The sequence below is a fragment of the Arcicella sp. GW821-FHT09D11 genome (assembly GCF_059416265.1).
Genome location: NZ_JBWKOV010000005.1, coordinates 119,799 through 143,234, shown reverse-complemented (window position 1 = coordinate 143,234; position 23,436 = coordinate 119,799). Strand labels below are relative to the sequence as shown.

The 23,436-nt window shown below is 33.5% G+C and carries 16 protein-coding genes and 3 tRNA genes; 14 read left to right on the top strand and 5 right to left on the bottom strand.

The features are described from left to right. Nucleotides 1-26 precede the first annotated feature (26 nt). From AC07N0_RS15840 to AC07N0_RS15825, 4 genes are all read left to right on the top strand, one after another. Nucleotides 27-98, top strand: a tRNA-Glu gene (locus AC07N0_RS15840). 72 nt (nucleotides 99-170) lie between these two features. Then, a tRNA-Glu gene (locus AC07N0_RS15835) sits at nucleotides 171-242 on the top strand. 72 nt (nucleotides 243-314) lie between these two features. Further along, a tRNA-Glu gene (locus AC07N0_RS15830) sits at nucleotides 315-386 on the top strand. Between the two features lie 258 nt (nucleotides 387-644). Beyond that, a complete protein-coding gene (locus AC07N0_RS15825) occupies nucleotides 645-1,859 on the top strand; it encodes a phage integrase SAM-like domain-containing protein (protein WP_494589953.1) in 1,215 nt (404 codons plus the stop codon). A 150-nt stretch (nucleotides 1,860-2,009) separates the two neighbouring features. Here AC07N0_RS15825 and AC07N0_RS15820 read toward each other — a convergent pair whose 3' ends face one another. The 5 genes from AC07N0_RS15820 to AC07N0_RS15800 form a co-directional block, all read right to left on the bottom strand. Further along, nucleotides 2,010-3,389, bottom strand: coding sequence for a hypothetical protein (locus AC07N0_RS15820; RefSeq protein ID WP_494589951.1), 1,380 nt, complete (start codon nucleotides 3,387-3,389; stop codon nucleotides 2,010-2,012). Between the two features lie 7 nt (nucleotides 3,390-3,396). Next, nucleotides 3,397-5,553 (bottom strand): ATP-binding protein, encoded by a 2,157-nt coding sequence (locus AC07N0_RS15815; protein WP_494589950.1) that lies wholly within the window; start codon nucleotides 5,551-5,553, stop codon nucleotides 3,397-3,399. Continuing rightward, nucleotides 5,550-6,764, bottom strand: a complete 1,215-nt coding sequence (locus AC07N0_RS15810; RefSeq protein ID WP_494589949.1) for a DNA cytosine methyltransferase — start codon at nucleotides 6,762-6,764, stop codon at nucleotides 5,550-5,552. Before AC07N0_RS15810 ends, AC07N0_RS15815 begins: the two co-directional genes overlap by 4 nt. Before the next feature lie 2 nt (nucleotides 6,765-6,766). Further along, on the bottom strand, nucleotides 6,767-6,982 hold the full coding sequence (locus AC07N0_RS15805) for a helix-turn-helix domain-containing protein (RefSeq protein ID WP_494589948.1): 216 nt from the start codon (nucleotides 6,980-6,982) through the stop codon (nucleotides 6,767-6,769). Nucleotides 6,983-7,795: 813 nt separating this feature from the next. Then, complete coding sequence (locus AC07N0_RS15800; RefSeq protein ID WP_494589947.1) at nucleotides 7,796-8,038, bottom strand: hypothetical protein; 243 nt, start codon at nucleotides 8,036-8,038, stop codon at nucleotides 7,796-7,798. A 131-nt stretch (nucleotides 8,039-8,169) separates the two neighbouring features. On the opposite strand from AC07N0_RS15800, the gene AC07N0_RS15795 reads away from it, so the two are divergent. From AC07N0_RS15795 to AC07N0_RS15750, 10 genes are all read left to right on the top strand, one after another. Then, nucleotides 8,170-8,952 carry a DNA adenine methylase gene (locus AC07N0_RS15795; protein WP_494589946.1) on the top strand — a complete coding sequence of 261 codons (783 nt, stop codon included), beginning with the start codon at nucleotides 8,170-8,172 and terminating at the stop codon, nucleotides 8,950-8,952. Nucleotides 8,953-9,055: 103 nt separating this feature from the next. After that, the gene (locus AC07N0_RS15790) at nucleotides 9,056-9,469 is read left to right on the top strand and encodes a hypothetical protein (protein ID WP_494589945.1); all 414 of its coding nucleotides are present in this window, start codon (nucleotides 9,056-9,058) and stop codon (nucleotides 9,467-9,469) included. A gap of 1 nt (nucleotide 9,470) precedes the next feature. Continuing rightward, entirely contained in the window at nucleotides 9,471-13,103 is a 3,633-nt protein-coding gene (locus AC07N0_RS15785) for a phage tail tape measure protein (protein WP_494589944.1), read from the top strand. Nucleotides 13,104-13,154: 51 nt separating this feature from the next. Continuing rightward, nucleotides 13,155-14,258 carry a hypothetical protein gene (locus AC07N0_RS15780; RefSeq protein ID WP_494589943.1) on the top strand — a complete coding sequence of 368 codons (1,104 nt, stop codon included), beginning with the start codon at nucleotides 13,155-13,157 and terminating at the stop codon, nucleotides 14,256-14,258. Nucleotides 14,259-14,269: 11 nt separating this feature from the next. After that, nucleotides 14,270-14,515, top strand: coding sequence for a hypothetical protein (locus AC07N0_RS15775; protein ID WP_494589942.1), 246 nt, complete (start codon nucleotides 14,270-14,272; stop codon nucleotides 14,513-14,515). A gap of 8 nt (nucleotides 14,516-14,523) precedes the next feature. Then, entirely contained in the window at nucleotides 14,524-16,509 is a 1,986-nt protein-coding gene (locus AC07N0_RS15770) for a hypothetical protein (RefSeq protein WP_494589941.1), read from the top strand. Next, nucleotides 16,506-17,012, top strand: coding sequence for a hypothetical protein (locus tag AC07N0_RS15765; RefSeq protein WP_494589940.1), 507 nt, complete (start codon nucleotides 16,506-16,508; stop codon nucleotides 17,010-17,012). Before AC07N0_RS15770 ends, AC07N0_RS15765 begins: the two co-directional genes overlap by 4 nt. Beyond that, nucleotides 16,975-17,739 carry a hypothetical protein gene (locus tag AC07N0_RS15760; protein WP_494589939.1) on the top strand — a complete coding sequence of 255 codons (765 nt, stop codon included), beginning with the start codon at nucleotides 16,975-16,977 and terminating at the stop codon, nucleotides 17,737-17,739. Before AC07N0_RS15765 ends, AC07N0_RS15760 begins: the two co-directional genes overlap by 38 nt. Nucleotides 17,740-17,742: 3 nt before the next feature. Then, the gene (locus AC07N0_RS15755) at nucleotides 17,743-19,998 is read left to right on the top strand and encodes a hypothetical protein (protein ID WP_494589938.1); all 2,256 of its coding nucleotides are present in this window, start codon (nucleotides 17,743-17,745) and stop codon (nucleotides 19,996-19,998) included. Between the two features lies 1 nt (nucleotide 19,999). Continuing rightward, on the top strand, nucleotides 20,000-23,347 hold the full coding sequence (locus AC07N0_RS15750) for a hypothetical protein (protein ID WP_494589937.1): 3,348 nt from the start codon (nucleotides 20,000-20,002) through the stop codon (nucleotides 23,345-23,347). Nucleotides 23,348-23,436 lie beyond the last annotated feature (89 nt).

The following is a 23,436-nucleotide window of genomic DNA, read 5'->3' as shown; positions in this document are numbered from 1 at the left end:
TAAAGTAAAAATTAGCATAACCCAATGGTCCGTTCGTCTAGGGGTTAGGACACGTCCCTTTCACGGATGAAACACGGGTTCGATTCCCGTACGGACTACAATACTTTTATAGTATAGTGGCGTACTTTATAAGTTAAGTACATTCAAAGTAAAAATTAGCATAACCCAATGGTCCGTTCGTCTAGGGGTTAGGACACGTCCCTTTCACGGATGAAACACGGGTTCGATTCCCGTACGGACTACAATACTTTTATAGTATAGTGGCGTACTTTATAAGTTAAGTACATTCAAAGTAAAAATTAGCATAACCCAATGGTCCGTTCGTCTAGGGGTTAGGACACGTCCCTTTCACGGATGAAACACGGGTTCGATTCCCGTACGGACTACAATAATGTTACAGTTATAGTCAATCAAGGCATTTTCCAACAGAAAGTGCCTTTTTTTGTGCTTAATAAGTCCCTGACACCCTATTATTTAGCTACAAAATCGAAAATAGGCCTCCATATCGCTTCATTTTAACCTGAGACAATTCTTTTATTCTCTTAATTCAAATTGCATTCTCCAAAATCATAAATTTTAGGCTTTTTCAAACACTTATAAGCCCCAAAATTATGATTCTATCATCTCAACACATTTACAAAATTATGGAAATCAAATTCTGCCTAGATGGAAAAGCTCCTAACAAAAAAAATACAGTTGGCCTGAAAGCTTGTATTAGCTTAGAAGGTCATTCTCCAATTTGGCAAACCATACCATTTCGTGTGCCAATTGGTACGTTTGACAATGATTTGCAACTCTGTTTTTTTCATACAGAGAAGGGAATCAAGCCAGTTGCGGAAGTAAATGATATGCTAGATGAAATTAAGAAGAAATTTAAGAGTATAAAAATGGGTCTTGAGTATGAAAAGGTTGATTACACACCAGATTTAATCTTTGAGATATTTAAAGCCCCATCGCTCCCTCCTATTACAATGATGGCTTTAATTCGTAAAACACTTGGAGAATATACCATTTCTCTGGCTGAAGAAACACAACGTAGTCATCGGTCATCTGCTAAGAAAATCGAACAATATTTGAATCATATTGATGCTAGTAAAATACTTGCCAGTAGAATAAATAAGGAGTTTATGAGAAAAATGGAGGTATATTATAGAACAGAATACGTACCAGTAGGCAATTCTGACTCCGATAGGTTGAAATCTACTTCTATTGAAAAGATATTTAAGTTCTTCAAGACAGTTATCAACTTCGGAGTGGAGAATGAGCTACTAACAAAGCCAATCAAGTACGAAATTGATACTTCAGATGTTGATATAATTTACAAACACCTATCACAGAGTGAGATTCAAGCAATGGAAACACTGAGTAACTGCAATGTAGTTTGTGATAAATATTGTCAGATAATGGATTCTTTTCTATGGATGTGCTATACAGGAATGTCAAACGTTGATGCAAAACAGTTACTCAATAACCCTGGTAATGAAATTGAAATAAATGATATGACGGTATTGAATGGTAAACGGCAAAAGACTAAAGCCACCTATAATGTTATCTTAAATGAGGGAGCACAAAGGTTAATACAAAAATATGGTGGTATTGAAAATATACCTGGTTTCGAGCTCGATGAAATTAATGAAGGGTTGAAAGTAATACAAAAGATTATGGGCTTTGAAATTACACTTTCAACGAAAGTGGCCAGAGAGTCTTTTGGACAATATTGGTATGCAAGAACAGATTTACCTGATAAGTTCGTATCTAAAATGCTAGGACATAAAAAACCTGAAACAAAGAATTATTATGTAAATATTGATGCAAATGATTTGGTAAATGTGATGGGGCAAGTTAATGTTTATAAATAATAGGTAATTATAAGGGCTGTTTTAAATAGTCACTTACTATTTAAAACAGCCCCTTTGGTTATATTTTTTCAAATAAATACCATGGTTTTATGCTGATTTGATTGTATGCATATTTTTTAAAATTTACTCTGGAGTATGAACATTCATATTTTATAAACTTGTTATACCAATTCTTGAAATATGACTTGCATATTTATTGCCTAACATATCCATTATTTCCTTTTTTAAAATAAATAATGAACTTTGGAACCTTTTGTCATCAGGTTTAGCTCCAAAAACATAATTTAAGTTAAGCCATATATGATAATTATTATCATTATGGTGAAAACAACACCCTCCTAAATGATAACAAGATTCAGGCCTGCTCTTTAAATTTAAATCGCTTTCCATATTACTTAAATTAGATGTTAATACACCAAGAATATACTTGTTTATCCTGGATTTTTTATTTGAGAAATCACAAGCAGCACTTAATTCTATGGCTATTAATTTAGAATTATTTAGAATTTCTGTCTTTCTTAATTGTTGATTCGGATTGTCCTTCTTTATTGCCAACAACTTAATCATCCAATCATCAATATCATCAATACCAAAAGTTTTTAAGGTTTTTTTATTTGTTTTACTTATTTGAATTACAGAACCTCTAACATCTTTTGATTGATTTTCAAAGTTTTCTATATGGTAAAGAGAGTTTACTTTATACTGAATATTTATGTCAGGACTAACTATATCATTGTATTTATTAGCTTGATTTAATTGGTTTACTATGTCATTCCAATTGACATTACTTTCACTATTAAGAAACTCGTAATTTAATATAGGAAGTAGTCCTTCATAAACAGCTTTTTTAGGATTTTCTTTTGCGTGTTCAAAACCAAGAGTTGAAGCTGCAATTTTGGATAAAACTTTATCTAAATTTTCAAAAAGCTGTTGGCTTTCTCCCCACACATCATTTTTTGGTAGAATATTATAAATTCTATCTAAAGTATTTTCTCCAGAATTTTTTGCATTTTTTTCAAGATCAAATAAGAACTTAATTTTTTCATTGCTATTCAGCAATTCTAGTATTGTATCAGATAAATTATTTTGCTCTCCATTAGGATCTATATATGGAGTTTTATCTATACAATCAATAAGAATAGGAGATGCTGTATCAGAAAGACGTCTATCAGGATTTCTCATATAAAGTTTAAAGGCTTCTACTATTCTACTATTTGCTGTCCAGAAAATTAATACATAAGGTCCATTATTTTTTGATATATATTGATTGATTGCATTTGCTAAATCATTGAATACAGCTGTATTATTTTCAAGTATTTGATCATCAGTATCATAGTCTGCGTCTACAGCTTTTTCTGTAAGATTTATATCAAAAAAAGCTATTCTTACCTTCTCTAAAGGTTCTTCATAAGTTATATCGTATGTAAATGTTCTACATCCTAGACCATTTTCAAAAAAAGATTTCCCTAATATTTCCAATTGTTCAGAAATATTATCTACGATTATAATTTTGTTTTGTTTTTCTAGCATAGTTTAACTATTTAGGGAATACTAATGCAATACAGGCTCCATTATACACCTGAGGAATATCTAAGTCTGAATTGTCAGGAAAAAGTAATTTTCCTCCAATCATATTCATCACTAAGTCGGCAAAATATAACCCTAGACCCATTCCTCCTTCTTTTTTGGTTTTAAAGGGTTGTGTAAGATATTCAGGTTCTGAAGAAAACCCAGGACCATTATCTGCAATAATAATAGAAGGTCCTTCAAATGTAAATAAATCTGTTCCAATATAAATTGCAGGCTTATATTGTCCATTTACATTTTTAATAAAGTCTGATTGTGTTCGTGTCCAGTATATAGCATTATCTATTAAATTAGAAATTGCAGAGATCAGAAGATTGGTAGGTACTTTAAAATTAAAATCTTCATTTTCACTTGTTAAAACGGGAGATGAAAAAACTATTTTATGGAAATTAAAACGATTATCATTTCTTCTTTTGGCTATTTCAATTACTTTTTTAGCAGATGACAATGAACTTTTATTTTGTCTTAATATAGGAGAAAGGCTTTCTAATATCTGAATCAGGTTTCTTACCTTATCTTTGACTTGCTCAATATTTACATTCTTAGAATTTAGATCTGCATTAATAAATCTAATCTCCCGATCTACTTCGTGAAAAGCTACTCCTAAATTTAAACCTGTCATACCTGAATTTACCATAATATCTCGCATTTCAGTATAATCCTTATCAACACGAAAAAGTAGTGGTTTTAATTCTTTTTCAAGGTTTTTATCTTTAATCTTACTTTCCAACTCCTTTATAGTTTCTCCAAAACCAATTTTTTTAATAGGACGTGTTTCTTCTAAAAATGCTTCAACCAAATCTTTATCATTTCCTGCTTCTCTTTCAAAGAAATTAAAAGCTTCTTTCACTAATAATTGAAACCTATTAAATTCAGAATTATCTATAAAACCTTCGCGGTTTGTTTTTTCAATCAAGCCATCATTACTTGATTTTAAATCAAGTTCTACAGCACCTATTGTAACTTTTTTCCCAAAATGATCTCCTGCTCTCTGTATCTTGTCCAAATCAAGTCCTAACCAATCATCGTATTGTTCTCCATAATTATAAACTCTTATATTATCTCGAAAAATCTTAACTCCTGAATTGTCTTTAATAAATTCTTTAACAGCATTAATCTGTCCTCCAAAATTCATCTTTAGCAGAATAGAATTTTGATTAAATACATAAAATTTACCTTTAATAGTACCGATATCAGACAAATCCTTATTTCTTAGGAATCTATTATATTCTTCTTCAATATCTTTATATAGTTCACCAATATGAAAATTTAAAGTATCGGTATTGCGAGAGGTTCTCTTCGGAATATTTGTTTGAGTTGGAGCATTGAATGAATATCTCCATAAGAACTTAGCAAAATGTTCAGGGGTATTATCGCTGACTTTAATTTTAAAGCCAAATTGATACAAACTATCTTTAAGGATATCAATACTATTGGTAACCTCTGTTATCCATTCCTGATGAAAATCGTTTGCTTTAATTTTTATATTAAAATTTGAGTTAGAAGAAAAAGGGTTTTTTATATTATCAATTTTTCTCACCAAATCTTTTAATGTCTTTTTAGTCCATTTTTTAGTAGTTAATTTATCTAAAATAATTCGGGTTCCCTTTCCTTTTTTAAATAATTGATTTGCTACAGTTTCTACATTTACTTCCAAATCCTGGATGTATTCTTTTGAAGCAATCAGTTCTACCCAATCAATCGTCAAACGACTTGAAAATATTTCTCCTTCTGCTTGAGTTTCCAGAGTTATTCTTTTAGCCAATTTATGCACGGCTAACCTTCCAACACCTTTATTTCCAAAGGAAACTCTTTTAAATTTTTTACTTTCTTTTCTATTCTTTCCTCTTTTGAAATCAGTACCAATGGTTAGCCATACATCCTGTATGACTTTATTTGTCATCCCGTGTCCATCATCTTCAATAACTATCTGCTGATCTAACTGATTAAGATTTATAAACTCTACTGTTACTTCTTCTGCGTCTGCGTCATAAGCATTTTTAACCAACTCAAAAATAGCAAGACTATCACTACCTATCAGCTCGTCTCCTAAAAGGCTCAAAATATGACTTTTGGCTTTTATACTATGTTTGTTAATATTACTCATAACAATTCTTTCATTTTTTTAGCAATAGCATAAGCCATTAATGGTGGTACTGCATTCCCTATTTGTTTAAATGCTGCTGAACGTGAACCCTCAAAATAAAAATCATCAGGAAAAGACTGTAATCTGGCAGCTTCTCTTACTGAAATGGAACGACATTGTTCTTCATCTGGATGTATGTAATAATGACCATCTTTTGCTATATGTGCCACTACAGTATGCGAAACCCCTATGCCATTCACTACCTTAAATCTGTCTATAAATGAAGACTCATTTTTATGTGTTTTAAGTTCTTCAGGTAAGTCAGGATATTTTAATCTTATTCTTTCATTATTCCACTTCTGAATAGCTGTTTTGTATATTGCCAAATCTCTTTCATTATGAGGCCGTGATATATGCTGTGTTACAAAATTAATTCCGTTTCTCAATTCAAACTTTTCAAGATATTTGTTCTTTAGTTTCTTGTAACTTATACAATGATAACCTTCGCCTGGTTTTAATTCTGGCAAGTCCTCAAAAGCTTCATTAACAGTATATTTTTGCTTTACTTTATCAAAATTGGGAAAACCAAAACTAGATTCTTTTTTCCAACCAACAATAATAATTCTTTTTCTTGCCTGAACCACTCCATAATCCGAAGCATCCAGCATTTCGTGATATACCTCATATCCTAACTTTTTGAAATATGTTTTTAAATTTTTAAAGTGTTGTCCTTTATTCGCACTTAATATCCCCGGAACATTTTCAAAAACAAATGCTTTAGGATTAAATTCTTTTAAAAACCTACCATATTGTATGTATAATTTATTACGAGGATCATTTTCTATATTCTCCTGAAATCGACCTAACAGAGAATATGCTTGACAGGGAGGTCCGCCGATTATTAAATCTATACTCTCTTTTTTTTCATTAATCTTCTTGAAAATGTCTTTTATGGAATTATCATCTATCTCAATATTTATAACAGAATTCAGAATTTCATCAGGGATATTTTTGTAAAATTCTTCTCTATTTATTTCCTTTTTTATATAGCTATAATATATATTTAATTTTTTCGCTGATTTGAGATAATGATAAGCAGCTCTGGTTTTTATGGTAAAACAGGCTTCTTCATTCATCTCAATATGAGCAACAGGATTAAACCCCGCTTTAGTAAAGCCCTCGGACATTCCGGATGCTCCCGCAAATAAATCTATGAAATTTAGCGTTTTCATATTTAATTTTTCAACTTAAGGTGTCCATATAATTTTCCTAAAATTTCTCCTGCACTAGTATCTAATGCTAAAGAAATCAAGTATAATTCTTCTGCTTTTATTTTACTTTTATCATTTCTGCTCAGTTCACTTAACCGAGACGAACTAATTCCAGTTTTTCTCGATATTTCAGATTTATTAATTGATTTTTGTTTAAAATATTTACCTAATTCGGTCATTAAAATTGGATTTTGTAATCTCAAAAGTACTTTATTATTTTTAGATTTTCTAAAAAAATACACCATAAATCTAAAAATATTTAAAGAAAATAGTATCTAATATTATAAACTTGAGATTATCTATTGTAAAGATTTTTATTCAAATGACTCTTATAAAGTTTCGGAAATGGACTTTTTAATTTTGATATTTTTTCATTCTATTTTAATAGTAAATATAATATTTAAAATTACTAAAGTTTACTAAACGCTAAACAACTATGGCGAGCAGTTTATTGATAATATTTATATAATCAAAGAGCAAGCATTTGACTATAGTAAGCAAGGAATCGACTTATTCTTCGAAGACTAATGAATTAATTATTGTATTGATATTGAACGAGGTAATACATACCCTAGCACCCCCTACCCCCGCAAGCGATCCCAACCGAGAGGGGTGGTCATATATCAACCAAAACCCAATGCAATTGCAAAGTCGATTTAGTGCGTTCTAACGGAGTTAAAGTGTCAAAAAAAGTAATTTTTAGGGGTTAAAAAAGATAAAAACCTAAAAATCAATATTTTAAGGTTTTAAAAAGTTTAAAAAGTGGGATTTTTTAAGACTTTTTAAGATGAATATGATAATAATACCAGTCTATTATCCTTTTTATCTCCCCTATTTCTATGTTTTCGAGATTATTTTCTACTTCTAAACCTATCGGTAAACCTTTAATTTGATAAATGGGTTTGTTGATAGTTTGGTCATAAAACTCTCTTAAACTTTTAAATTGATGAATCTTTAAAACAGAACCATTACTAGATAATATCTTATTGTCATCAGTTAATGAGTATCTCGGTTTCAATTAGCTCTACTTGAGTAAACGAAACCTTATCTTTCATGTTTTGAGGCATTGTTAGGATAAAAATTATATTATTGCTAGGAGGAAAAAAATAGGGAATATTGATATCACGTATCCATTTTGGCACATGTCTTGTCTTCCACCTTTCCTTCTTTGTTTGATACTCTTGCCAGTGCTTTAGAGCTTCAGCTTTCGCATCTTCAAGCGTTAATTTTGTCATGATAAAGCCTGTATTTTTTTAAGCTGGCACTGCTTATTTTTATAAAAACGTCAAAAAAATGACGGTTTTTGTCAAATATTTATAAATTTGCAAAAAAATTATAACTTTTTTTACTAAAATCTATACCTAAAATGAAGACACCAATCACCTATTATGGTGGCAAGCAATCAATGTTGCCCAAAATTTTGCCACTCATCCCTACACATTCTACTTATGTAGAGCCTTTTTTCGGAGGCGGAGCCGTTTTCTGGGCAAAACAACCAGCCAACTTTGAAGTTGTAAACGATTTAAACAATCGTTTGATAACCTTCTATAAGGTCTTAAAATATGACTTTGAAGACCTTTCAAACAAAATAGATGAAACTTTTCATAGTAGATTTCAAAAGAAAGAGTCATGGGAAGAATATAAGTCCGGTGAAGATGAAATCAAAAATGAGATACAAATGGCATGGGCAGTTTGGACTTCGCTCATTCTTGGATATGGCTCGAAGCTGGGGAACTCATTTGGTTTTGATAAAAAGGGAACTCAGCCACTTAGAGTCTTCAACAAAAAAGCAGCTTTTACACAAGCCTACCAACAAAGACTTAAAAAAGTTACCATTGAAAGTTATGACGCTATAAAAGTCATACAAACTTACGATTCTGAAGACGCTTTCTTTTATCTTGACCCACCTTACGTTTCGTCAAATCAAGGTCATTACGCAGGATATAACCTTGAAATGTTTACTAAACTATTAGACGTTTGTGCGACTATGAAGGGTAAATTTATTTTGTCGTCATATCCTGAAGAAATCTTGCACGAGTATCGGAAGGCTTACAATTGGAATTCTCAAGACTTTGAAATGCGAATTTCAATGACTGCTAAAAATGACCCAACAAGAATGAAGACCGAATGCTTGACATTTAATTTTTAAAAAGTCTATCTAAATTCCCCCAAAACGCCCAACAGACATTGGGCGTTTTTTTTTGTATCATCTTGTCCTTGACTGTTTTCATGCAACAGTAAAACTTTGCACAATGAAATCTCTAAATCAAGAAATCCTCTCAGTTGTAATTTCTCAAGCTACTCACCTTGACACATTTATAGCAGGGAGGGCAAAACGGTTTAATCTTAAACTATCTGGAAAGGCATCTGAAACAATCGTTAGTCCTCAAGCAGATGGCATCATAAAAGTTGAAGTAAGAGCTAGACCTTCAATCAGGATCCGAGATGGAGGATTTGGAAGGTTTTACCATAAAGGGGTAAGAGAAAATCTAACCGTAAAAGCAGTTCGAAGAAAACCTGGTTCTAAAATTCAAAAAATCAAAAAACGCAAGAAAGCTAACATTATCAACCGTCTAATGTTTGGCATGGTTCACAACCTGCAAAGATTAGGATTAACAAAAATGTCTGAAGTAGCAGTCTCAAACTTTTCAGAAATTCTACACTAACATGGGAATTATTACCGAACAAGCACAGCTTCGTTTAAGCGTTGACGAAAAACAAGCACTTGACGCATTATCTAAATATGAAATTGAAGTAAAAACACTTTCTGCCTCTCAAAAGCTGCTGACTTCTGAGATGAAAACCTATGAAAAAGAATTAGAACAAGTACGAGCTAAAAAACAAAAACTTAAGGATTCTATTATAGAATTAAGAAAAAATACGTCGGCTAATTCTAAAGAAATAGCTGAAGCAACAGCTCAATATGCTCAACTTGGTAAAAAGGAAAATGAAATTGCACTTGCAAGTTTAAGAGTCAATAAAACTTACAAAGAACAGGAAGTAGTTCTTGATAACGCTAAAAAGAAAACTGACGAATTAAGGGCATCTCAAAGCTTGCAATTAAGGCAAGCAGCTTCTCTATTACATGAACAAAAACAACTAAGGTCAGAACTCACAAGCCTTACGTTTGGAACAGAATCATATATACAGGCCTTGAAGCGACTTGATGAGATTGAAGGTGAATTAAAATCAAGAGAAGAACTCACTGGTCGTAAGAATGGAATAGGTGCTTCTATCGCTCAAAAAATAACACCTGAACCAGAATCTACTTCTATAATTGATCTAATTACGGAGAAATTTTCAGGAACATTATCTGTTGTTACGCTTTTAGTGGGTTATGTCTCTTTATTAGGAACAGTCATAGGTAAAGCTTTCGATGCTGCTCGCGAATTTGGTACGGCCATTGGAGGACTAACGGCAATTACTGGGATTGAAAAAGGTTCTGAAGACCTAACATATTATATTAAAGAAGCTCAAATTTTAGGGGATGCTTTTGGAGAGTCATCTCCCCAAATTATACAGGCCATTCAAGTGGTAGGCTCATTAAAAGCTGAATTGTTAAATACAAAAGAGGCGTTAATCGATACTACTGAGCAGGTAATGGTATTGGCTTCCGCCTCTGGAGGAATGTTATCTATAGATGATTCAGCAAGGGCAGTTACCGGATCGCTTAATCAATTTGGAGAAGCTGCTGATCAGTCTCGCAGATACATCAATGTACTAGCTGCAGGAGCTAAAGAAGGTAGTTCAGAAATTCAGCAAACATCTGAAGCATTCGAAAAAGCTGGATCAGTGCTTAAGCAGAATAATATCACCTTCGAGCAATCAAATGCTCTTGTACAAGTACTTGCAGGCAAAGCATTATATGGAGCTGAAGCTGGTACTGCTCTTAGAAACATTTTTTCTAAATTGGAAGTAACAACCAATAAAGACCTCAATCCAGCTATTGTTGGATTAAACACTGCCCTGGATAATTTAGCCAAATTGTCACCTCAAGAAATTGTAAAATTATTTGGTGTAGAATCGCTTGTCGCAGCTAATGCTTTAATTGAACAACGTCAAGAAGTTGATCGTTTAACAAAAGCCGTAACAGGAACCAACGAAGCTTACGATCAATATGCAAAACGTATTGATAATTTGGATGGTGATATCAAAAAATATGATCAAACTTGGGGTGGTATTTGGGAGGATTTAGGCAAAAAGTATGAGGGCTTTTTCAGAAAAGTTACTTCAATGACGACAGAGATGTTAAATCAAATTCGATATTTCAATATTGAAATAGGTGGAAACTCTCTTATCAACGTGCAAACTTTTGGTGATATCTCTAAACAGAGGGCTATTGAAGAAAATTATAAAAAGATTGCTCAGAGAGCTCAAAATGATACTAGGTCATTAATGAATGATTTTGCCAATGGTAGTGGCTCAGGCAATATTTTACAAAAACAACTAGCAGGCCTTAACTCAGCTTTACAACAAGCCAAAGGGGGGATATCGTTGGCAATGGATAACTATGTCAAGGCTCGAGAGAAGAATCTTGGTCAGGAACAAATACAGGAAATATTGAATGATAAAAAATATCATGAAGCAAAGTACAATTTTGCCAAAGCTGAATCTGCTAGATTAATATCAATCGATAAAGCATCTGAAGAAACTAAGAAAAAGCTTCAGGAAGGCTATGATAAAGATGCTCAAGATAAAAAAGATAAAGAACAGCAGCGTACCCAAAAAATAGAAGAAACAAAACAACACAAACGAGTTGAAATTGAGGCTAAAAATATTCAAGAAATAGCAAAATTAAATGCTGAGGCTATTGAAAATGACCTTGATCGTGAAATAAGAAAGGTAGAGGTTGAGGGTGAAAATGCCAAAAAAGCTAAAGAAAAGGAACTTACTGATGCCGAATTTTCAGAAGTAGAAAAAGAAAAGCTGCTTTCTGCTTTTAAGATTGCTCAGGATGACCGGACAAAAAGAGCAATCGGTGATCTTCGAGAAAAAGCACAGCTTGAAGATGAAAAAAAGGCAGAGGAGTCTGCTAAAAAAATACTTGATATTACAGATAAAATCACTAGAGATCATTTACAAAAAAATATCACTAGGAGCAATGAACAAGGTGATAATTTTAGTGCTTTTAACGCCAAAGCATCATTACTTGAGTTTGAAAGATCGCAGGAGCTCAGAAATAAAGATTTGACAAGCGATCAAAAGTTGCTTATTGATAAACATTACAATGATTTATATACAGCTGCTTTTGAAGAACTACTTAAATCAGAAAAAGTAAAGACACTTAAAAACAAACAAGAGTCACTTAATGATGAAGTTCAGTTAACAAAAGACAATGTTTTTAAACACCATGATGCAAAAGCAGCTTTATTGAATTTTGAGTATGCTCAAGAGTTGATTAATGCAGATAAGACTGGTAAATCGGTTGAAGGTATCCATCGAAAGTATGCTGAAAAGCGTAAAGAGATTGACAAAGAATTATGGCAACAAATTGGACAATTTGCTGTACAGACATATTCAACCATTTCTGATGGATTGATTAATTCCCAGAATCTTGATTCTCAAGCAGATCAAATCAATCTTGATAATCAGAAAGGGAGACGTTTACAAGCACTCGATGACGAGCTAAAGGCTGGAAGAATTACACAGAAAGAATATGATGCACGGAAATTAAAAGATGATGCTGAATTTGATAAAAAACAAAGGGCAATCAAACGCAAACAGGCACAAGGTGATCATGATGCTAATGTAATCAAAGCAACCCAGTCCGCTATCCAGTCTATTCTGCAAACAATGTCTAGTGTACCCTACCCTTTTAATATACCACTTACTGCTATACAAGCAGGATTAGCATTCGATCAGGTTTCAAAACTCGCTGCAATGCCTATCCCCGAGTTTTTTGACGGTGGTTATACAGGTAATGGTGGTAATGCACCAAAGGCAAATGATGGTAAGGGTGGCTTTTTTGCTATTATGCACCCAAATGAACTTACTCTTTCAAATGCTGATCTGAGCACCGACTGGGGAAGAACAATTAGCCGAATTTATGAAGCTCGCTCTGTCAATAATTCAATAATCAATACTACTCAGCAAGCTGCTATTACACCAACAACAAACGTTGATCAAAGTAATAAAATTATTGCTGAAGCTTTGATGAAAGTTTCTGACAGCAATGACAAACTTACAGAAACTTTACAATCAGGTATTGTCGCAAAAAATCTGTGGACTTCCCAAGATGTAGATAAATTATCTACATTACAGCAAGAAAATAACAAAACAAAAGGAAAATCGTTAAATTAATACATAAAAAAATTATCTTTACAATACTAAATATAATATTTTCTTTAAAAAATGGTTCGCACACAGGTATATACAGGCCTTAATACCTTCTTTCACATTGAAGATAACTTTGATAATGCTGTTATTCAAAGAAAAGCTATGTTATATATCAATGATGTGGCCGTCTTATTATCGCCTCTTATTTCGTTTAAGGTAAATAATCAATTCAAGTTCAAACTCAATAACATTTTAGCTGAAATAGCAAGTGATATTCAAGTTCCTGACCTTGAAAACACTCGAAATTTCAACATTGAAGCTCTACCAGAACTTATAAAAACACTTAAAATTGTAGTGTCTAATAAGGACAATTCAAATCAAATTGAAACATCGTACACAATATTATTTGGAAAAATTCCTGCTGAAGAGTTTTTTTCTCTTCAACAAGATACACTGCAGGTGAATTTTCAAAATGCACTAACATGTAGAGATGAAACTCAATATGTTTCCGATTCTCAGCCAATATTTATTAATACGATAGTTGGTTTTGTATTACTTAATGAAACATCTATTACTTTAAAGGTAATAGCAGAGTACTTTTTTTATGATGGATCATTGGTTAGATCTGATATTTCAACGTTGCATGAGGTGGCCAATAATATGGCTTATCGTTTTAGTAGTACTATAAAGGATTTGAAGGAGCATATTCCAGATGACTTTCAAACACGTAATCTTTTGAGTGTCTCATTGTCTTTTCACACCGTTATTAACAGTGAAACAGTACAAATTAGTCCAGATATGGTTTTTGTAATTAATCCTGCCTACTATCCTGATGAACAAATAGTGATTTATCAAAATCAATTAGGTGTTTATGAATCACTAAGTTTTAAAGGGCAAATTACCAAAGAAAAAGAAACGGTAACTGAAACAATTATGAACGATGGTATGCAAAAGAATGTAAGCATTTCATCCCGAAAAAAAATATCACTTCAATTATCGACTGAAGAACATGATGTACAAGCAATTGTAGATGATATTGATGCTTCCAAAAATATTTACTTGATATTGGGGAACAAACTGATGCCATTAATACGAGACTTTAAATCACTCAAATCATTCGATTCTCAAACAATAAATGATGCTCCAGTATTTGACTTCAAATATCCATTTGAATACTAATATTTAAACTCATGATTAAGATTTTAATTGATACCTTTTTAAAAAAGAAAAGGTTTTTTTGTGTTTTTTATGATGCTGTGGCACAAAATGGAGATGTGAAAAAAGGCTCAGCCACATTTAACACTATCAAAGGGAAAATGTTCTCAAAGAAAGATTTAGAGAACGCTTTAATATTAGGCAATAAGTTTACTGCCTGCATCATTTCAAACTTTTATGAGTTTAAAAATGAGCAAGATTTCAATGATTTTAATAGTTAAAATTTACAATGAAGGTTATATATAATCAAAAGGAAATACCTATCGATGATAATTCTGACATCATCATTGAAAAGTTTTCCCCAATTACCAATCTCGAAATTAGAGGCGAATATGCCCTAAGCTTCAACAACCCTGTTACACCTGAATTGCAACAGGCTTTAGGGTTTTCCAATATCCCAAACATTCAAACACCGATAACCTCTATCCCTGTAGCTTTATTTGATGATTACTTATTGTTTGTTGGGAACTTAAACACTAAAAGTGCCAATTCAAAAAATTATCAACAAGAACTTACAGCCACTCCAGGGAACGTTCCGCTAGATATCTGGAAACGTCTTATAACGGATATCGACTTTGGGAAAGACACCATTCCTACTACTTCAAAACTTACAAATATGTACAAGCTTCCAATCAAGGAATTGATTGGAACAACCTCATCCAACAATAATTTATACACGTATGATCAATTATTAGGATACAAACGCACTGTTCTAAAGTTTCAAATTGACGGATATCAAGTTTATTCTCACACTTTTACTTATCCTGGAGGCGAGTCCGTTAAAGAAAATCGAGAAACAGAATTAGATAACGTTATCAGTGAATTCAATGAAATAATGAAAACACTTAATGTGCCGGACCAACCTTTGTATGCTACGCTAGAACGTTATGCCGACGATTGGATAATGAGTTTCCCAAATGAAACAAATCATTCCGTAACCTCTACCATAAGAGTTGAATATGTAACAACGCCATTTACTGTCGATTATACATTCACAAGAATCTCATACGAATCAATAGAGAACTATTTTGATGGTGCACTTTTAAATACCTGGTCAAAACCATACCTATTACCACAGATTTATACTCCGAATATTTATGGTGATCAAAACCCTTCTTTTTTTGGCAACATTAATGCTATCAATTACAATAAGTATTATTATAATTCCGAGCTTGAGCCTACGAAATATTCCTTTTGCCCAGCTCTTAAATTTAGTTATGTGCTGCATAAACTTTTTGAGTACATGGGCTACACACTGGATCCAAGCTTTTTTAATACTGATAATAATGATAAGCTTTGCTGGCTAACATTAGTTTGTGCTGATAGACAATTCCCTAACTTGTCAAAACCATTCAATATTCATGCGAATGAAATTGTCTATAATTATTACATGCCTAAATGGACAGTCAGGGAATTTCTTGAAAGGTTCCAGAATTGGCTTAATGTCTATTTCGATTTTGATGAATTTAACTCAACCGTAACAATCATTGAGCGTCAAAAGCCGTTTATAAATGTTTCATCACAACCTTTTATCGACCTTTCTGGCCTATATGATGACGATTATGTACTACCCGTTGAAGTGGAAGATACTTATCAAATCAAGTTTGCTATTACAGATTCAGATGATGAATCACTAGTGGCCACAGCTTTTAAACCTGTACCAAATATTCAAACTTCTGGCATCACATGGAAGGAAGTAGAAAATCACTTCGCTCCACTAATAATGTCAACAGATTATACCCAGACAAGCCATAAAACTCAAGGAGATATTCAAAGAATGCCTGCAGGAACATCTATTTCTTGGAACTGGTCTTCATCATCTGGATCCAGTACAATCAGGACGGGGATTTTAGTCTGTTTTCAAACTGGTAAATCTGTAATGTTTGGATTAAATACGGAGGAACCAAAATCAAGATCATTATTTTGTTCAATTGAATCCAACACAATCTTAACAGAAAACACCTTATTAGGTAAAAGCTTATTTATTGATGGAGCAAATGGCATTTATCAAAAGCAATGGCAGAAGTACCTTGATGGCCTTTCTGATAATGTAAGTATTAAATTGAAAGTAGTATCTAACAGTATCCAGTTGTATAAATTTGACTTCTCAACCATTTTCTATGCCCATAATTTTGTTTGGATTGCCGAGCAGATTTCAAGAAACCCAAGACTAAAAATATCAAATTATAAACTAAGGAGGATTAAGTTAGCATGAAGCTTAAAGTTTTTTGTCAACCGTTTGTTATTCCATATCTAGAAGCAAAAGGCTTTACTCGTAATCTTGATGATTATGAGCCCAATATCTTTTCTCAAAAAATTATTGAACTTCTCTCTGAAAACAACACGGCCTTAGCTACCAAGAAAAATAAGATTCATAACAGCAATGGCAACAGGTACAACTATGCTCAGTACACATCTTCAGTGGAATTGACAATCAAAGATGACCTGCTTCCAAAAAAAATGTACACGAGTATTTTAATACAAGGATATACCACTATCAAATTTTCAAAATATATAAAATCTTTAATTTATAATGAGTTTGCCATATTGATGCTTGAAAGGCACATTATGAAAAAAGAATCAATAACACAAGTTCTCGATCATTTCTACTCTCGTTTTGTCCTTGAAGTTTCTATGATTTCGCCTGAAACTTTGCGTAAACATTGGACAAGGAATAAAAATGAATTTATCCGAATACACGCAAATCAAACTTTGTAAGGAAAAACCTAATATCTCAACCACCTATCGAATAAGGGTGGTAATGCGTGAGGCCATTTCTATCCCCTTGTTAATCACTCACTACGAAAGCACTTTCAAATTTTTGTATGGGGAGATGTATCTTTTAGACGAATATGGAAGTATCGCAAATATCGAAGGCTCTCTATCGAATTCTATCGCGAATAAATCCATTAAAGTAACTCTAAATATTGATACGGATATAGCCGACTTTAGAGAATGGTTTAATAAAAACCTTTTAAACCGAAATGTATCATTACAATTGACAAATGAAAATTCAGACTCAGAGATTGTGCATTTCATGCGTGCCATTGATTTTACTAAGGTTTATGCTAACAACAGAAGTTCTTCGAAAACTATTGAAATAAGCTTTAATCCTACCAAAATCAAACCTGAAATTTTAAGAGATAACTTCAACCCAATCAGAGATTATGTCACCTCACCATCATCATTTTTAAAAAATGGTACCATTACAAAAACTCTTAATGTAGAATTACTATTTGAAACCTTTGTTGATACCCAATATATAGAATTACGACTCGGAAAAACAAAAAATATAAAAGATTCAGAATTGACAATTAGCAATATTCTTAATCTCAGTGATGGGCAACATTTCGTTTTTTGCGTTTGCAAAAGCAAGCCATCAGTGTATCAGCTTATCAATATTTTAGTTGACAATAATTTAGCATCAATCATAACACTACACTAAATCATGAAAAAAATCATTTTTCTTTTCTTTCTTCTCTGTATTACTTCTTGCAATGCACAGCAAGTAGTAACAAATCAATCTGGTTCAACCACTTTAAAAGGCATTGGTGCTTTAGGTGGAACCACTGATAAAATAACATTGAGGCGTTATAATGCTTCAACACCATCTGTTTATTCTTATAGTGCATGGTTCAATAAAATATCAAATAAAAAAGCTGGTGTAGGGATTTCGATACGAAACGACTCTACCCAAAGTATTGATGGTAAATTGAGTGCAGCACATATTTTGTTACGAAACGATTCATTGATAATTTTTCATCGGCCAACTTATAATGCTTCCTTAAGCAAAATATTTACTAAAAAGTACACCTCGATACCAATATTCTTGAGTGTTGAAGCAAATGGAAATAAATTAAAAGTCTATACTTCAACCCGAATAGATGGTAAAAATTCAATCAAAGTATTAGACAAAGATTCCATTTTTTTAGGATGGAAACATAAAACTCCAAATCTTATATTGCCGGTTTTTAACCAGCTAGCAAGTGTTGATGTATCCAATATTAGTATTAAGCAAACTATTCTTGATACAACAGGAAGCAATGCAGATACTACTACCGTTCCTCCTACTCCAGGGGTATTGATGTCCATAGCAAGTATTGCAAAAAATATAGGCATTCAAACAATTGTGAATCATATTCCATTAGATTCTATCGGTATATTTTCAATTCCAACTTATACGAATGCTCAAGGTTATGTGCGACCAAAATGGGGAGTTTGGTGGAACTTTTGGGGACAGCCATTTATTGAATATCGCAGTATAAAATTTTGGCAAGTTGGATTGATGGGACAAGCAACCCTAAATCCATCGTTTTACCATGGAGCAGGCATAAGGGGCGATGACTTTATTTATCCGTATGATCCCAACACTGGTCTACCTTGGGTGGGAAATGTTGATCCAGTCGTTGGTCAAACGTTTTTAACATTTGTATCTTCTACTCCTTATTACTACAGGTTTCATGAGTCTAGTCTTAGCTCAGAGCTCTCACTATCATCGATGGGGTTAGAAGGAGCATATAATTTTGGAGAATCGGCCGTCCGTTCTGCTGAAATGGGTTTTGGTGACAATGTTTCCGGAAAAACGCATAGAGGTTTAGAAGCAGTTGATATCGAAGACGGAACAGCTGATTACGGCTCTGCTTATCACAGAGCAGCCATTATGGGTATGGCCGAAAACACTACAGCTGATGTTTCCTCTGATTATGGTGTTTTGGCTAATACAATCGGCTATATACATGATCAAGAAACAAATGAAAAGATAACATATTTTTATCCCAATAGCCTTGGAAATTATCCTGACACTAGAGCAATTTTTTCTGAAGATTGGCGATCAGATACTCCTTTGCTATCAATTCCATCAAAAGGAGTATTAAACAAAAGGCCTATTGATTATCCAAACATTATTCCAAGTGGTGAAGTAAGCTTTTACGCACACGAATTTGCGGTTCAAGGTTCTACGTACAATTTAGGAAATGGCAATTCGATTGTTATCAATAAGTATACAAACAGCCGAAATACAGAGCATTTTTTAGCACGTGCTGGAACATTACTCGAGTGGAATGCTTGGTATGCTAGATACAAACTCAATAATCGTAGGTTTAAAATGCTGACAAAAGTCATCGCTGATAAAGGAGCAATTGGACTTAATCAGTATGTTAGACTTTCAAATGGAACATTTGTAGCTGATGCAGACACTAATCATAAAGCCTTATTAGCAGGTCGAGAATATGCTTTTGATTTGGTGTCGCTCACTTATATGAATAGCGTTGACCTACATGAATGGGATAAAAATTCCTTCAATTATAACAAAACACATGATACTTATGTAGGCTTTTTTGCTGCTATTAAAATGTTAATGACTAATGGTGGAGCTACTTCATTCCTTGAAATGATTCCCCAATACTGGGAGACGGAGCAAAGTTATAACCATATAAACTGGGTAAAACATAGAGCTATCGATTGGGCTGATGCTCCGAGTATTTTGCCTTGCAGGACAAAGGTTGGCGTAAATAAATTAGAAGCGATGTGCTGGCGAACGGAAGGGATAGAGCCTACAGAAGTTTGGCTCCGAGCAACAGTATCTGGCGTGGTAAGAGAAATCCATATTACTCCAGAAGCTTGGGAAACTACCAGACCGCACATAAGTCGCCCTTATCAAAACTCCGACAAGGATTATTTCTACACAATTCAAACATACAATTGAAATGAATAATTTTGATTATACACCTATTCCTCAAAAGTTTACTTTTCTAAGAGGCCAAAGTTGGAAATTTACGCTCACCCTTACAGATGAAGGCGAATTGGTAAACTTAAATCATTATTCCATTACCGCAATTATTTCAAGTGAAGGAGTTGAATATGAACGATTATCAAAAAACCATGGTATCGATGTTGCTGCGGATGGTTCTTTATGCATTCTTAAAAAGGATTGGACTGTTGTCGGTACTGATACTAACAACAATGCTATTTTTACTCCACCAATTTCAGAGCTCCCTACTGGCATCTTTTCAGTACAACTAATTTTTACTGAAAATTCAGGTCGTGAAGTTTCACCTGTGTACTTCTATATCGATATTCAAAAAAAACCTTCTGATTCTTCGATTGAGCGTGCCAGTAGCGATTTTCAAATTGATGTAACAATGGATGGTGGATTGTTTGTAGGCCTTAAAGTTAGTCCTATCAGCGATCGAATTGAATGGAGAACTTCTGGCACTAAAGTTCAAGTTCGTTATATAGGAGAAGAGACTTGGCATGACTGGGTAGATTTATACAACGTGCCATTCCCTGCAAGTTTAGGAGGGTATAATGCTACAACAAACTCCCCTGCAATAACCGCTATTCCTTCCACTACGATATCACAAGGAAGTTATTTAGATACCATAGTTGCTGGTACGCTTGGTTTTGCTGGCGTTAATTTCACTGCAGGGACGGCTATCAATGTAGGGGATGTTCTAAAAGTTCAGGGGACTCAATGGCTTTTAGTGCAGCAGGGACAAAAAATCCAAAAAAGCTTTATAAAACCTAATACTACTACCTACACTGATCTTGAAAATAAAGTACTTACTGCCTTACGAGTATTGGATTTGACTGTGCCAACTGCTCAAAAGAATGACGATTGGCGTATTGTATTTGTTACAACAATCCCAATCACTCCTGATCTTGTATCAGGTTTTAAATATAAAGTGCAGATACGAAACGTAACGACTGGCACTAACTTTACACTAGTTGATGAAAATTCAACTTTTAATGCAAACACATTAAACGGCGATAAAATTTATAGAGGTAGTCTTATCGTTTCAGGAACATCTATAACCTTTAATGTACAAGTTGACTGGGTGTATTTATTAAGTTTAGGAGCTACATTTGAATTTAATATACTCACATCAAATTTAAAAATCAAACCAGGTGTATTTACCCAAACCGATACGATTGTTGCTTTGGTAGATGCTGGCGACTCAAAACTTTTAACAGAGATTTCTAGTACTCGATATGATTTCTTAGCAGATAAAACGAAAAATTATACTGCAACAGAAGTAAATATATTAAGAGCTCTCAAGCTGTTAGATATTATCGTACCGGCTGCAGAGAAAAATGACGATTGGCGTATAACTTTTGTTACAACTACTCCAATAACCATGGGGCTTGTGCCAAATTTTAAGTATCGTTTTCAAATCAGAAATTTAACCAAGGGAAAAGACTACGCCCTTATAAACGAAAATAGCTCATTCGATGCAACCACATTAAACGGCTTTAAGTCGTACAATGGAACAATTGTAAATGGTACTACTTCAATTACATTTAATATTTCCCTAGACTGGAATTATCTTTTGAATTTAAGTGCAATGTTTGAGCATAATAATTATGCTACAAACTTGAGTTTAAGACCAGGTGTATTCTCACAAACTACTGATAATATTTTAAGAATTTCAGCTTTAGAAGCTAGTTCTACTTTAGTTGTAGGAACAAAAATTCCAACAATTGAAAACATCCTTAGTGATTTTTACCCCACCCGTTTATATACGATTTATGAAGGGTACTATACCCAACAAGCTGTTTATGTGCCAAATCCGACAAGAAGGTATGTAAAAATGGCTGTTAAGCCTGGAGATTTATTTAAGGTTACCAGTACTGTAAATGGATCCGCTTTGGCTCTTGCAATTTTTGTTGATGCAAACAATGCAGTCTTGCAAGTTGTTGAACCAGGTGTTGATGGAGTGGATCATCCATATGTGAATTATCAATTAACTGCCCCTGCTAATGCAGCTTTTGTTTATATTGATGGTAGCAGCTCAGTTGATATTGTAATCGATAGAATGAACAATGGTTGGGTTGGTATCGATGGAGTTGTTAATAGTAATACTTATCGTAGGTATGCAAAATACCCTGTTTCTCCGACTGATAAATTACGAGTTACAACTACTGTTAATGGTGCTGGGGTATATGCTGTCTTGTATCTCAATGCTGCTGGCAGTATCATATCTTATCAAGGGCAAGGTATCAATGGAAGTGATAAGTTAATTGAAAACTTGCAAATGGTAATTCCATCAACCGCTACTCACTTTATCCTGAATAGTAATGTTGCTACACCTTACTATATTTATACTCCTTCTTTAATTGTTCAATCTGCAAGTAGGGTATATGTTGATAGTTTGATCGCCCAACAAAATACTTTAATTGCTGCATTGCAATTGAAAAGCAGGCCGATGGATGGGATGACAGCATTATTTTTAGGGACATCTCTTATTGATTCTGCATCATTTCCTACTGATGCACCAGCTCTACTCGGTGGTGTTGGAATCAACAAAGGAGTAGGATCGTCTACGGCAAGAATATCTCGTGCTGATGGAACTTTTGCAGGTTTAGCGTGGCAAAACTATTGTTATGCATTAATGCACACAATCATTGAAAAGCAGTATATTATTGACAACTGGGCTACAATTAGATCATTATTTTATTATAATGCTGATACTCCTAGCATCAATGCTCCATTAACACTCTCAAGCACCGAGCAAGCAAAAATTTTATCTTGCTCATACGAAAACCGTATTTTGCCTTATTTAAATGGAACATATACCATGCCAAACATCATTGTAATTGAGCATGGAAGAAATGATGGATATGCTAATGATTTAACAACAATTCCAGCCATTAGTAATGATAGAAGGTATTACTTGGGTGCAATGAATTTCTTGATTGATTTAATATATCAATACAATAGTTCACCCAATATTGTGATATTAGGGTACTACGAAGATGATGATCTTGTAAATGTTTCGGCCGCACAAATGATGGTTGCGAATGCTTGGAACATTCCTATCTTAAAGACTTGGGAATTATCGGGCTTCTCTCAACAGAAGGTACCAGGATCGAATGTTAAATGGACGCAACTACCTTGGAGCAACTATGTGCCAACTGGACAAGACACCAGTCAGGACATGACTGTAAGGAGAGTGCAATTACCAGACAATATTCACTATTCTTCTGATACCAGTGGAAAGGCTCAAGCAAAAATGACTACGATTGTTAAAAACTTTTTGAAAGATCAAATCTAGTTTGTTAAAAAGCTCGACAAGTTCGGGCTTTTTTTATTGACAAAATGAGATAATTTGAATCAATCATGATTCTCATTTTGTCCTTGAAA